Source organism: Enterococcus sp. CWB-B31 (assembly GCF_020567645.1).
Lineage (GTDB): Bacteria > Bacillota > Bacilli > Lactobacillales > Enterococcaceae > Enterococcus_L.
Genome location: NZ_JAJDJW010000030.1, coordinates 1 through 14,598 on the forward strand (window position 1 = coordinate 1; position 14,598 = coordinate 14,598).

General features: G+C 39.8%; 10 protein-coding genes. All 10 read right to left on the reverse strand.

Annotated features, from left to right (window positions below; translation table 11 throughout):
- Window positions 1–380: 380 nt before the first annotated feature.
- The 10 genes from LI954_RS15855 to LI954_RS15900 all read right to left on the reverse strand — a co-directional run bounded on the left by LI954_RS15855 (window position 381) and on the right by LI954_RS15900 (window position 14,212).
- Window positions 381–1,871, reverse strand: a complete 1,491-nt coding sequence (locus tag LI954_RS15855; protein ID WP_202068412.1) for a hypothetical protein — start codon at window positions 1,869–1,871, stop codon at window positions 381–383.
- 87 nt (window positions 1,872–1,958) lie between these two features.
- On the reverse strand, window positions 1,959–2,159 hold the full coding sequence (locus tag LI954_RS15860) for a hypothetical protein (protein WP_202068410.1): 201 nt from the start codon (window positions 2,157–2,159) through the stop codon (window positions 1,959–1,961).
- Window positions 2,160–2,240: 81 nt separating this feature from the next.
- Window positions 2,241–2,828 (reverse strand): hypothetical protein, encoded by a 588-nt coding sequence (locus tag LI954_RS15865; RefSeq protein ID WP_229444962.1) that lies wholly within the window; start codon window positions 2,826–2,828, stop codon window positions 2,241–2,243.
- A 624-nt stretch (window positions 2,829–3,452) separates the two neighbouring features.
- The gene (locus LI954_RS15870; RefSeq protein WP_229444963.1) at window positions 3,453–4,406 is read right to left on the reverse strand and encodes a LacI family DNA-binding transcriptional regulator; all 954 of its coding nucleotides are present in this window, start codon (window positions 4,404–4,406) and stop codon (window positions 3,453–3,455) included.
- 84 nt (window positions 4,407–4,490) lie between these two features.
- A complete protein-coding gene (locus LI954_RS15875; RefSeq protein WP_229444964.1) occupies window positions 4,491–6,143 on the reverse strand; it encodes a glycoside hydrolase family 13 protein in 1,653 nt (550 codons plus the stop codon).
- 14 nt (window positions 6,144–6,157) lie between these two features.
- The gene (locus LI954_RS15880) at window positions 6,158–7,828 is read right to left on the reverse strand and encodes a glycoside hydrolase family 13 protein (RefSeq protein WP_229444965.1); all 1,671 of its coding nucleotides are present in this window, start codon (window positions 7,826–7,828) and stop codon (window positions 6,158–6,160) included.
- A 710-nt stretch (window positions 7,829–8,538) separates the two neighbouring features.
- Window positions 8,539–10,833 (reverse strand): glycoside hydrolase family 65 protein, encoded by a 2,295-nt coding sequence (locus LI954_RS15885; protein ID WP_229444966.1) that lies wholly within the window; start codon window positions 10,831–10,833, stop codon window positions 8,539–8,541.
- 26 nt (window positions 10,834–10,859) lie between these two features.
- A complete protein-coding gene (locus tag LI954_RS15890) occupies window positions 10,860–11,684 on the reverse strand; it encodes a carbohydrate ABC transporter permease (protein WP_202068401.1) in 825 nt (274 codons plus the stop codon).
- Window positions 11,684–12,547, reverse strand: a complete 864-nt coding sequence (locus LI954_RS15895) for a carbohydrate ABC transporter permease (RefSeq protein ID WP_229441993.1) — start codon at window positions 12,545–12,547, stop codon at window positions 11,684–11,686. The genes LI954_RS15890 and LI954_RS15895 overlap by 1 nt, the downstream gene beginning before the upstream one ends.
- 354 nt (window positions 12,548–12,901) lie before the next feature.
- On the reverse strand, window positions 12,902–14,212 hold the full coding sequence (locus LI954_RS15900; protein ID WP_229444967.1) for an ABC transporter substrate-binding protein: 1,311 nt from the start codon (window positions 14,210–14,212) through the stop codon (window positions 12,902–12,904).
- Window positions 14,213–14,598: the final 386 nt, after the last annotated feature.

Genomic DNA, 14,598 nt, shown 5'->3' on the forward strand with positions numbered 1-14,598 from the left:
AATGTGTATAAGTCATAGTGAAAAGTCTCCTTATTGATTGGTGTTGGAACCTCAATAATACACGATTTTTCACTAGGATGTTTTTTTATTTTTTAGGTGGCTAACTTGATTATAAAATTTGCGACTAATACTTTTTTTCTTCCATAATAAATTATCAAAGGTCACATATTAACCCATACCTCTCAGCTTTCACTATTCGATTATCAAAATTTTTTCCATTATCACTTAGTAAAATTCTCAAAAGCACTCGAAAGAAACCTTTCCACTATTATAATAGCACTCATTCTATTTTAGCATGAAAATAAAAGAACTGAATGATACAGTTTTCTTTGCTGAATCTCTGCCATCTCAGTTCTTTCTCTCACGTTTTATACTTGCTCTCACCCCAAAAAACGCTCTACCTTCAATTCTTCAAAATCTTCTCCAAGTCTCTTCAACTGCTCTTCCTCATTTTCTGTGAACTGCACAAAAAATCTTCGGTTCCACTCCTGATGCCAGAGATTGATCCGAATAATGATCTCTCTTCGGACATCGTCATTCAGACTTTGCGGATATAAGGTAAATAAATCGATCAAATACTCTTTACGTGTATCTCCTGTCATCACTTTAATCACACTAATTTGATGTTTTTCCAGATCGGTTTGATTAAATATAACAAACAGTTTTTCTTTCACTGTCGGAGTAAAATGTGAAACGAGTAATTCTACTGCTTTTTTGTGAACATATCTGGAAATATCCATAATTCCCAGATACAGCAACGGCAGCTGCTCTTCTTCTGACAGACAAACTGACCAGTTTATTACAGCTGACCGCAGCTTTTTCCTGGCATCATGTATCAACGGTACTAGCAACTCCTTATCACTTCGGTTCTGAAGCATGCTCAATCCTTGGACGGCTATAACAGGTTCCTTTGAAAGCTTCTCCAAATAGAAGCTGCGAATATTGATATCTGGAAAATATTTGCTTATGTAATCTTTCGCCAGATAGCGTATACTGGTAACGGAATCCATCAATTTTGGAAGCATTGCTTCTTCCCACTCAAGATGATTATAGCACCATTCACATGCTAGCTTTCTGATGATTGTTTGCGGATGTTCCATTAGTTCCCTGACCCGAATCTCTGCATCAACGGTTTGCTTCATCAATTCTCGGAAGGTCCTGCCCAGTGTTAATTTATCCTTTTTCAGAAGCCCATTTTCCATGCTCTTTTCTTTAAGTACTCCATCAGATAAATAGCTCAGCTCGAAAGCATAACGATAAATGAATGGATCTTCGCTTTGCTGCGCACTCAACAATACTTCCGGCTTTTCAAGAAGCAATTGATTTAGATATTTTTTTATTGCTTCATTTTCCATCTGCTTTAGTCCGGACAGTCGCTGAATGAATGGTAAGCTGAAAATCAACTCTTCATCAGTTGTCTGCTCAGCTGTTTGCAGGATCATCGCCTTCGCCATGCTTCGAATTTCCGGAATATGATCGTTTAGAGAAAGCAGACAAACAATCATTTTTCTTCTTACAGGCTGCATATACAATTTGCTTAGAGCAAATTCTCTAATATAGCCATTTGGATGGCCAGCCAACCAACACCAAACCTCCGGAGGCATATCGCCAACTTTGTTAAGTTTTCTTTCATTCAAATCACTCCAATTCCAATCCTGCGACTTTTTTGAATAAAAGTACTGAAACTTTCGTAATTCTTTATAGGTTATTAAAAATTCTCTAGGAGTTAAACATTCGATATAGTCTTGAAAAATCCCCACATACTTTTCTTTATGTGCCAAGTCTAAAAACAGTTTATTGTAATAATATTTAATTTCCCCTGCACTCGAGATTGTTCTCGTCTGTTGACCGAATTCTTTAAGTATCGCCATCCTTTTTCCTCATTTCCATACAACATTTTTTATTTTCTATAAGCAAAATAACGCAATCTCATAGTCTTATTCTGCCATTGTTCTTACCTATTCAGCTTTTCTGGAATAATATTCCGTCAATTTATGATTCCCAGAACAGCAATCAAAGTACACCATTTTTCCACACGCTTTTCCCTGTTCCTTTGCACAACGGAACAGATGATCAATAGACTGCTTCCCCTGATAAAGAGGATGAATCACTATTTTTTCCAGATAAAAGACTGCTTCAGAAAGTTCATAGCTCTCCATATCTTCGCACTCAGTCAAAACCATGTCGCCAATAATTTCACGCTCAGATACTAATAAAAATTCCTGACATATTCTTCTCTCTTACCAGATACTGATTTTTTCATCCACAATTAGTTTACCGGTCTCAGTATCTGTTGCTTTAATTATGATTACAGCAGGAATAAAACTTTTCCCTTTATACTCTGGCTGGCAGTTAAAAGAAATCTTTTTCCCGTCTCTTAGAAGACCTTCCAAAAAAGTATCAAATGAATCCTTGATCTTGGCTATACCGACCGGAACAAAGACGGTATTTTCAATACCTGTGCTGCCTCCAAAGCGTTCATCAATCAGGTACAGCGGTTCTAAATTTCCCGCTCTTGCCTCTTCTAACACTTTATCCATAGATGTAATAGATGAAAAATCTGGTTTATTTAAATAATCTTCACCTAACACTTTATTCTGTTCTTTCTGCATTGCTTTCTGATCTATTATATTCTTCAATGCCTGTACCAGTTTTGTCATCTCTATTTTTGGAAGATTCGGAAAGTTCTCAGCGAAATTATGTAAAGCAGCTGCTTCGATTTCACGCTTCACTGCGGGTATCTTTTTGTCCGCTGCCTTTTGTTGCCCAGTTGAAGGTTTTAAACTAGCCTCTTCTTCTCTGCCAAATAGCTTCTTAAAAAAGTTCATTTCTTTTCCTCCGTTCATTGTTCAATTTACCGAGAGAATTCCTCTTTTTACAAGTCTTCTTTTTCTAATTTTATCACAGACACTCAGAAGTTCGTTCGATTTTTTTCCAAGCAAGAAAGCTGTTGATATAAATCCCACGGCTCTTGGCAGTCCGGACATTAATCTACTCTATTGCTGTTAAATAAGAACAGTCTAGTAAAAGAAAATTCTCCTATCAAGAAATGATAGGAGTTATGTTTGAGTTAGTGAACAACAAAAAGATCGGATGGTCAAGAGTTTTTTCAGTACCAAAGGAAAATTGGGAGTTAACAGCTGTTTTCAAGAACAAGTACAGCTGATTTGACTCGATTCAGCAATGGCATCGGACAATCGCTTTTCACAGCTAAGCAGCTTGCGGCTCACTGCCCGAATGATTGAACATGGCGATTCTTACAATTGTATTTTATAGAAGAATAATCCCTGGACGTAATACCAGTCTAAAAGAATCTACAGCTTAATTTACGTATTCTAAAAGTTCCATCATGTTTATTCTCTTTCATCAATAAAAAAGGGATACTTTTCATTAATGAACAAGAAAAACAGCAGCTTCAATCAATCAGCTGCTGTTCTGTTTCATTCTCTGTTCTATTTCCTCTTTGTCGAATCTCTGATAATCAGTTCAGGTAGAAAGCGTCTGTATCCCTGGGTCTGACCATCTTCTTCAATCTTTTTAATCAGCATCTCTCCGCAGACTTCACCCATTTTCACAATCGATTGTTTTGCTGTGGTCAGCTTGGGCGAGCTGACCTGATCCAGAAAAACGCCATCGAAACCAATAATACCAAAATCATGTGGTATTTTCCCGCCGCTGTTGGCGATTCCCCGCTCGATTCCGATTGCCAGCCGATCTGAACTGCAAATAAAGCAGGTACTAGGCGAAAAAGTCTCCCAGTACGCTTCAATAAACAGCTGACTTAGGGTTGATCGATTATTGAAACGCTCAATTCTGGCAGCTTTGTTATTTAGCTCCATTGTTTTCAGATATCCCTGTTCCCTTGATTGTTCGAAGGACTCATCCACATCAATTCCAATATAAATGATTTCATCATAGCCGCAGGCAATCGCATAGTTGGTCGTCATTTCTGTTCCATACTGATTGTCGCTGTCTACATAATCATAGCCCTGACTGTTTTCGCCAAAGAGAACTACAGGTTTTTCCAGTGTACGAATCCAGTCAAAATCATTTGCCCGAAATCCCGTAATAATGTAACCATCGCAGGTGCCGGTATCAAAACCATCCTTTGTAACGAGCTGTAAAGAGTAATGCGCTTTTCCAACCGATCGTGCAATTCCCATCAGCAGATTCATATAATAGGGCTCTGTTGTATCAATTTCTTCCAAAATAAACAGTTTAATAATCTGAGAACGATTTTTCACAAGAGCCTTGGCCGCAATGTTTGGATGATAATCCACTTCCTTCATTGCATGATAAACCAGTTCCTTCAGTTCATCCGTCACTTGTTCTGGATGATTGATTACTCTTGAAACTGTCATTTTTGAAACATTTGCCAATTTTGCCACATCAGAAAGTGTTGCCATTTACTCACCTCGCCCTTCATAGCCTGCTGCGCTGTCTTCTGTGCTAAAAGCACTGCCCTTTGATTATACATGAAAAACAGTTTTTTAAACACGTACAACCCACGCATCATAAGGCTTTAATTGTATAGATGATGAAGCAAATGAGACAGAGGAAGAGTTGCTGATTATAAGCTCCTGAACTGTATCTTTTAGCTCAAACGTATGCGACTGACTGGAGAAATTCGCCGCAATCAGCCAGCGCTCTCCTTTATATTCTCTGTAATAAGCAAATACCTCAGCTTTTGTTGTATTAACCAGCTCGTAATCTCCCCAGACAATCAGCGGATATTCTTTCCTAAGCTGAATCAGCTTTTGATAGGTATAAAAAATAGAATCCGGATTCTCCAATGCTTTTTCTGCATTAATTTCGTGGTAGTTTTCATTCACCGGCAGCCAAGGAGTTCCTTCGGTAAATCCTGCATTCTTTGAATCATCCCATTGCATCGGTGTCCGGGCATTATCTCTGCCTTTAACGTTAATGGAATGAATAAGTTTCTCCTCTGAATGCCCTGCAGCAAGCCGTTCATTATACATATTGACACTCTCAATGTCTTCCACTTCCTCAATCGAAGTAATCGGACGATTAGTCATGCCCAGTTCTTCTCCCTGATAAATATAAGGTGTTCCCTTCATCATGTGAAGCAGAATCGCAAACATTTTCCCACTCTTCTCACGATAGTCCCGGTCATTTCCCCATCTTGAAATGATTCTTGGCAAGTCATGATTATTCCAAAAAAGACTGTTCCAGCCCTGACTGCCTAAAGACGTCTGCCATTTGGACAATACTTCTTTTAGTTTCTCAACAGACAGCGGCTGCAGGTCCCATTTATCTTTTCCTTCCTGCTGATCCAGACCCATATGTTCAAACTGAAAAATCATGGATAATTCCTGACGTTTCGGATCAGAATACAGTTTAGCAATTTCAGGTGTTGCTCCCCAGGTTTCGCCTACTGTCATCACATCATATTTTCCAAATGATGCCTGATTCATCTCCCGTAAATAAGTGTGAAGCTTTGGTCCATTCGCTGTCAGCATGTCATCCGGCAGCTTGCCGATCAGGTCAATCACGTCCATTCTAAAACCGCCAATGCCTTTTTCCAGCCAAAAATTCATCATTGCATATACATCTTTACGAACAGCTTGATTTTCCCAATTTAAATCCGGCTGTCTTTTACTGAACAGATGCAGATAATATTGACCGGTTTCTTCATCTAACTGCCAGGCACTGCCGCTGAAAATGGATCTCAGCTCATTTGGTTCTTTTCCTTCAACCGGATCACGCCAAATATAATAATCGCGGTAAGGATTATTTTTTGATTTTCTCGCTTCCACAAACCATCGGTGCTCGTCAGAGGTATGATTGACAACCAAGTCCATAATAATCTTGATGCCGACCTCTTCTGCTTTTTGAATCAGTTCCTCCATATCAGCCATTGTACCAAACTCCGTCATAATTTCCTGATAGTCACTGATATCATAACCGTTATCATCATTTGGCGACTGATACACCGGGGAAAGCCAGATGGCTGTAATCCCCAATTTTGCCAAATAATCAATCCGCTGAATAATGCCCTGAATGTCACCAATGCCATCCCCGTTGCTGTCCTGAAAGCTCCTTGGATAAATTTGATAAACCACAGCATTTTGCCACCAGTTTCCAGTTGATTCTTCTTGAAGTTCATTATGTTCTTTTATCATTTCCCCACCTGCAATCAATTACTATTTTTTTCATTTATTTTCAATTGATAAAGTCTTGCTTCATAGGGCTGCAGTGTGCTCAGTTCAGAAAGCTTTCCAGTCTCGAAATAATTGCCTAAAACCAGCTGCCAGTCTTCCCCCAATTTCTCTAATTGTTTAGGATGTTTATAAGCTGCCCGTTCACCTGAAAGATTCACAATGATTAGAAATACGTCCTCTTCAAGAAGTCGAAGGTATACATATAACTGTTCATCTTCAGGTAACAGCTCTTCAAAGCTGCCATAAATCAATGCCTGATTTTCTTTTCGAAGCTGAATCAGCTGTTGATAAAAATGAAAAACAGAAGTCGTCTCCGTTTGTTCTTGTTCTGCATTAATTGTGGATTTATTTGGGTTTACAGACAACCAAGGTTTGTTTTCTGAGAACCCGCCGTAGTGTGTATCATCCCACTGCATCGGTGTTCGGGCATTATCCCGGGAAGTAGCCCGGATAACTGCCATAGCCTCTTCTTCCGATTTTCCCTTTTTCCGCAGTTCATGATAAAGGTACTTGGAATCCAACGCATCTACCTGCTCAATGCTTTCAAATGGCATATTCGTCATTCCAAGCTCCTGTCCCTGATAAATAAACGGGGTACCCTGCAAAAGCATGTACACCAACGCAAGAGCCTTCGCAGAAATTTCTCTGAGCTCCTTAGAATCGTTACCAAAAGCTGAAACAGAACGGGGAACATCATGATTTTCCATGTACAAAGCGTTCCAGCCCTTTCCGTCCAATGCATATTGCCAGCTTGACAAAGCTTCTTTAAACGCTTTTATATCAAATTCTTCTGACTCTTCCTGCTTCCAAAGTCCAATATGCTCAAATTCAAAGATCATATTGAAATAGCCGTCTTTCCCTGCCCATTTTTCCGCTTCATGTGCACTCACTCCGCTGGCTTCGCCTACAGTCATAATATCGTAACGATCAAATACTTCTTTAAGCTCATTTAAATGACTGTCAATACCTTCAATATTCTGGTATCTTGCTGCAACCTTTGTTTCGTGTGCCGGTAAATCATGAGCGGCTTTCTTTATATGAGAAATCGCATCTACCCGAAATCCGTCAATTCCTTTATCCAGCCACCAGCTGATCATTGAAAACAGTTCTTTTCTCACTTCTTCATTTTCCCAGTCCAAATCCGGCTGTTCTTTCGCAAATGCATGAAAGTAATATTGTTCTGTTGTCTCATCATATTCCCAGACAGAGCCGCCGAAAATCGCCTGCCAGTCAGAAGGCGGTCCGCCGTCCACTCCATCTTTCCAAATATAATAGTCTCTGTAGGGATTATCCTTGCCTTTTGCGGACTCTCTAAACCAGTCATGCTGATCAGAGGTATGGTTGATCACCAGATCCATAATTACTTTTAAATCCAGCTGATGCGCTTCTTTCAGCAGCAAGTCAAAATCTGCCATTGTACCAAAATCCGCTAAAATCTCATGGTAGTTGCTGATATCATACCCATTATCTATATTTGGAGAATCATAAACCGGATTAATCCAAATAAAGTTGACACCCAGCTCTTTTAGATAGGGAAGCTTTTCTCGAATACCATTCAAATCGCCAATACCGTCCCCATTACTGTCTTTAAAACTTCGAGGATAAATTTGATAACCAACTGCTTCTTTCCACCATTTTTTTTCCATAGTTTCCTCCCTGCTTTGAAGCTTTTTACCTGCATATTCCTTTGGAGTCATCAAGCTTCTGCTGCTATTCCTGAGAATAACGATAGAGAGCGGAACAGAAATAAAGTTCCAAGCTCTCTTCGTATCTCCCCCCGAATGAACGGCGGGACAAAAGGGACTGTGACATAAGTATGTCCGAGACCCCTAAAACCGAATAAACGGTGTTCCAGTCTTTGTATGATTCGAGCATTCGAAGAAGCGTAGAAGCAAGTTCATACATGCCCCTAAGACATGCGACGAGCATTCGAAGAAGCGTAGGAGTAAAGCCCCTCCATGCTTCGAGGATCGGAACGAAGTCCTTCAATTCTTAATGGCTCTGCCGTTTAGAAATTGATGAGATCGAAACGAAGTGTAGTGTAGTGAGAACCGTAGACGCAGAAAAACGGATACAGCGTAATGTTTTGTCTCGAGAATCGTTAGACTCGTAGAGACAGCAGTTCTGGAAATAAGTCGAACGATACTGAAAATATGAGTAGCTCAAGGGAGGTATCAATTCACAGTTAGTCATTTTATGACTAGTGTTCCTTGACAATTTTCGTATATTCCTTCTTAATTCTCAGAGCTGATCGCTTTTGTCCCGACCTCAGATCGTTAGAAGCTTTCCTTCCACATAAAGTTGTTCCGCTGCTGTCATAATATAGATACGCATTTCCTGAGCAACTTCGCTCATTTTAGTCGACCGTTTCTTCTTTACGAATCGGAACTGTAATTTTTTCTCTTAAAGTCATTTCTTTTTCATAAATCGACAGACTCAGTTCTTCCCCTTCAACCAATTCCAGCGCAACTGTTTCTGAATTCACTGCGATTGAGATCAGACGTCCGCGGTAGTTAATGGCAAATGAGTAGCCCTGCCACATTTTAGGAAGAAACGGATTAAATGTCAATTGTCCATCGTAGGTGCGCATTCCTGCAAAGCCCTGAACAATTGCCAGCCAGCTGCCGCTCATGGATGTGATGTGAAGCCCATCATCTGTATCGTTATTGTAGTTGTCCAAATCAAGGCGGGCAGTTCGTTTATACAAGTCCACAGCTTTTTCTTCCTGCCCCAGCTCTGCAGCCAGAATTGCATGGACACATGGAGACAGGGAGGATTCATGTACCGTCATTGGTTCATAAAAATTAAAGTTCCGCTCTTTCTCTTCCCTTGTAAACTGATCACCGAAGAAATAAACACCCTGCAGTACATCAGCCTGCTTAATAAAACAGCTGCGCAGAATGCGATCCCATGACCAGTGCTGGTTTAATGGACGATCTTCAGGTCTTAAGTCTGAAACCGGCATCAAATCTTTATCGAGAAATGTATCATGCTGAACAAATACATCCAGTTCCTCATCATAAGGATAATACATATGGTCAATAATGTCCTGCCATTTTTCCTTTTCATCTGCCGACACATTCAGTTCATGCTTTGATTCAGTATATGCACGGTCAATATTATCCAGCGCATATTTTAAGCACCATGAAGCAATATAGTTGGTAAACCAGTTATTGCTGACATTATTGTCATATTCATTTGGTCCTGTCACTCCATGAATCATATATTTCTGAACACGTTTCGAATAATGAACGCGGTCAGCCCAGAAACGGGCAATATTTACTACGACTTTGATTCCATCTTTTAGTAAATAGGTTTCATCTCCTGTGTAATTGGTATAATCAGCAATCGCATGAACCATTGACCCGTTTCGATGAATTTCCTCAAAGGTGATTTCCCATTCATTATGACACTCCACCCCTGTGAAGGTCACCATTGGGTATAAAGCGCCTTTCAGCCCTTGACGCTGCGCATTGATCAGCGCACCATCAAGCTGCTTGTATCGATATTCCAGTAATTTCCGGGTAACCTTCGGCTCAGTAACAGACAGATACATCGGAACGATATATGCTTCCGTATCCCAGTATGTTGCTCCTCCATATTTTTCTCCGGTGAAGCCTTTAGGACCAACATTCAGACGTTCATCTTCTCCGTAGTAAGTGGAAAATAATTGAAAAAGATTAAAACGAATACCCTGCTGCGCTTCATCATCTCCTATAATTTGAACATCTGCTTTATGCCAGCGTTCTTCCCACGCTGCTTCCTGTTTTTCAAGATGCTGATCGAAAGTCTGAGAGAGACCAGCTGTTAAAAGCTCTTTCGCTGCTGTCAGCTGATTTTCTTCTGGAACATCCCTGCTTGTTACGACAGCGATTGTCTTTTCCAATGTAAACATCTGTCCGATATTTCCCGACCAGGTAAACTGATCACCGACCAGCAGTATTTCTGAAACCCTCTGTCCTTCAACAGACTCGCTGATTTTATTTTTCATTACTGTAGTAACAGTAAATCTGGGCACCTCAAATGCATTGGGAATGGTTTCCATCATCAGGTAGTTTATTCCATCCTGATTTTCCCGCTGCTTTTCTTCCCAGAACATTTCGTCATAGTTGCTGTCTTCGTTTCGGACATTTCCATCTACTTTTGAAAAGACACGAATTTCCGGATTTCCTGACAGCACTTCTGCTTTAACACGGACAAAGCCCAGTTCTTTATCAACAATACTGACAAAACGCTCAAAAGAAAAGGCAACTTTATTTTCTGCTTCCTCATAGACAAATGTTCGTTTCAGCAAGCCGTTTTTCATATCCAATTCCATATAGAAGTCTTTTACGTCCTGCTTTGCAAGATCTAATACTGTTCCGTTAATGGTAATATCAACAGCAATAAAATTGACTGCATTAATTACTTTTCCAAAATAGTCCGGATAACCGTTTTTCCACCAGCCAACTCGAGTTTTATCCGGATACCAGATGCCTGCCAGATACAACCCTTGATGTGAATCACCGCTGTATGTTTCTTCAAACATTCCTCGCATGCCCATATAACCATTGCCAATGGATGTCAAGCTTTCCATCAGTCGTTTATTCTCACGATCTAACTGGTTGGTCGCTATTTTCCAAGGATCAATCTCAAATAATCGTTTATACATTTCAGCCCTCCAACTGTCGCCTGTACCTATTTCACAGCACCATCGGCAACTCCTTTAATAATTTGTTTTTGCATGATAAAGTAGAAAATAATTACCGGAAGTATTGCAAGTACCAGACCAGCCAATGCTAGATGCCATTGTTTTGTATATTGTCCGAAGAAGAAAAACATTTTCAACGGAATCGTCTGTGTTGTCGGTGAATTAATAACCAGTGAAGGAAGCAGATAATCGTTCCAAATCCACATTGTATTCAATACAATCACTGTTACAGTCGTTGGCTTCAGCATCGGGAAAATCACTTTCCAAAATACCTGAAATCGGTTGGCTCCATCAATAATCGCCGCCTCATCCAATGCCTTTGGAATACTCTTCAATGCGCCATGGTATAAGAAAATTGACATACTCGCACCAAACCCAAGATACATGAAAATGATACCTGTCTGATTCAACATTTGTGCTTTACCAAATAGTGATACTAATGGAATCATAACAGACTGGAAAGGAACCAGCATTGCCGCCACGAATACCATGAAAATAAATGTACTTAATTTCGTCTGCATCCGCTCCAGTGCATACGCACAAAGGGAAGAGAAAATTACAATCACTGTTACACTTACGACAGTGATCAGAAGAGAATTAAATAAAGTCTTAATAAAGTCCAGCTGACTGAAAGCTTCAGGATAATTTGCCCATGTAAAGTTTTCAGGAATACCAAGCGGATTGGTAAATATTTCCTGTTTTGATTTGAATGAGTTGCTGATCATTAAGTAGAAAGGAATCAGCCAGACCAGTCCCAGACCGATCCCCAGAATCATTCGAAGTATTCTGCTGCTTGATTTTTGTTTTTCCATTATACTTCGACCTCTTTTCTCTTCGTCAGATATACTTGCGCCAATGAAATAACGGCTACAATAATGAAGAAGATTACCGCTTTGGACTGTGCATAGCCCATTTTATTTTCTACAAAGGCGCTGTTATAGATGTTCATAGCCACCATCTGCGTTGAATTGTATGGTCCTCCATTTGTCAAAGACAGGTTTTGATCATACAATTTAAAGCTGTTGGACAGTGTCATGAACAGACTTACCGTAAAACCGGGCATAATCAACGGGAATTTTACATGCCAGAATTTTTGCCAAGAAGTTGCTCCATCCAGATCTGCTGCTTCCAGCAGAGCATCATCCACATTTTGCAGATACGAGATATAGATAACCATGATATACCCAGACATCTGCCAGCACATCACAATAATCATCGCCCAAAAACCAGTCTGTGAAGTGGACAGCCATGTTTTAAGTCCTTCATTTCCAATCAGATCACCAATTGCGCTGAATGCATTAATAAAAATAAACTGCCAAATAAATCCAAGAATCAACCCGCCGATAAGGTTCGGCATGAAAAAGACCGTTCTTAATAAGTTCGCACCTTTAAATTTACTGGTCACCAGCATAGCCAGTCCCAGTCCAATCACATTGATTAATACAATCGATACAACAGAAAATCGAACTGTAAACCATATAGCTGACCAAAAGCCACTGTCAGATAATAACTTTTTATAGTTCGCTAAACCGACAAACTCTCCTCTGGCAACTGCATCCCAGTTTGTGAATGAATAATAGACACCATATAAAAACGGAATGACGACCACTATCGTCAATGCCAGCACAACCGGTGCAGCAAATAGATAAAACCACGTTTTCTTTTGATGTTTCATTATGTGTTCCCTCCTCTTATGTAAAAGGGACTGTGACATAAGTATGTCTGATATCCCTAAAACCGAATAAACGGTGTTCTAGAAGCTGCCTCTTCGGAAATAAGTCACTACGATTGACTCGTCAGAGTAGATGATGCATGATACCTACCTGGTTCTTGAGACAGAACACTTCTGTCACAACCTCACACAAAGCTTGATTTTCAGTTTTCCAAAACCATTTCTTTTGGAAATAAACTGTATTCTTTTAAACAGCACCTGAAATCAGCTGAATAGTATGGCAACCTGATTGTCAGTTCTACTGTTCTATTCTGTTCTATTGGTCCTTCTTTAAAACTATATCCCCTTAATACAGTCTTATTCTCTTTCTTCTGCCCATTTATCCTGAGAAACTTTTACTACTTCATCCCATGTTGCTTCTCCGGCAACATATTTTTGAATTTGAGCACCTAGTGTTTGTTCGCCCCAGCCGGCAGGATAGCCCATAAAGACCCAGCCAGTCGTGTTTCCTTCTGTGTAGTATGTGTACACTTCTTTAGAAAGAGGATCAGAAATCTTATCTGTATCATAGCCTGCATATGCTGGCACAAATTTGAACTCTTCCAATACAATTTGTTTTCCTTCATCTGTTGTATACAGATAATCGAGGAAATCTTTCGCTGCCTGAACTTCTTCATCAGAACCATTTGGATTTACACCCCAGTACATTGGTACACCAACTGGAATTGTTCCTTCCGTTACACCATCAATTGGAATTGGCAACAGACCAATATTTTCGTTTGCCAGTTCTTCGTCAAGTTCTGCAATGGTTGGATAAACCCAGTTCCCCTGTTGTGTCATGGCAACTTTTCCATTTGCAAACAGCTGTTCAATTTGTTGAGAGTAATCCAGACTATTTGTCGGCTGTACAGAGTATTTATTAGAGATATCGATATATTTTTTAAATTGATCTCCATAAGTAAACTCCACTTCTTCCGCTTCATACGCCTGCATTACATCATTGTTAAACTCAGCATTTAAAAATGCATTTGACCCGTGCAAGCCTGTAATCCACTGTTCTTTTGCAGCCAAAGCGAATGGCGCTTCAATGCCCAATTTATCCTTTTTAGCTTCCAACGTCTTCGCTGCATCTTCTAAATCAGATAAGGTAGAGATGCTTTCTGCATCAATGCCTGCCTTTTCAAAAATTTCTTTATTGTAAAGAACACCATAGCCTTCAATATTGTATGGAAGCCCAAGTACCTTACCGTCTTTTGTCGCACCAGTCAATGTTCCTTCAAGTGCCTGCTTTGCAGATTCGGTATCGCTTAAATCTGTTAAATTATCCAGCCACATATTTACATCTTCCGGACCGCCGATATTGTAGATATCAGGCTCATTACCGGAAGAGAATTTAGATTTCAGTGCAGCACCATAGTCAGAACCGCCGCCAACTGTTTCTATATTGATTTTTACATTCGGATTTTCTTCTTCATACTTTTTTGCCAGAGCTTCAAATTGATCTTTGAACTCTACTTTAAATTGAAAAATATCGATTTCCGTTTTGTCTGATGAGCTATTGCTTGAACTGCCGCTATTGTCAGCAGAATTCCCGCATGCTGCCAAACTTAATGCGATTCCCGACGCCAATAAACCTAAACCAATTTTCTTCCAGCTTCTTTTATTCATTTTGGTCCCTCCAAAGTTATTTTCTTAACATCTATATTGTGCAATCGATTTCGTTATTTTGCAAGCGTTTTTATCCTGTTACCGATAACAAGATTATTTCATCCTATAAACACATTCATTCCATACCATTCCCCATTCATTTAAAGTTAAAATCACTGTAATTATGATTGCTGATCTATTTTTATTTTACGCAAACGAATGCAGAAACTTAGTATGGGAGATACGGGATTTAAATTAGATTGCGACCGCAAAAAAGAGGTCGGGACAAACACTCATGAGGGCTATCGCCCACACCAAACAGAATGAAAAGAAAAAATGATCGACCTACACGCTATTTCCTGTCATACTAAAGAGGACAGAAGGGCTTGTAGGTCGATCACTTATTG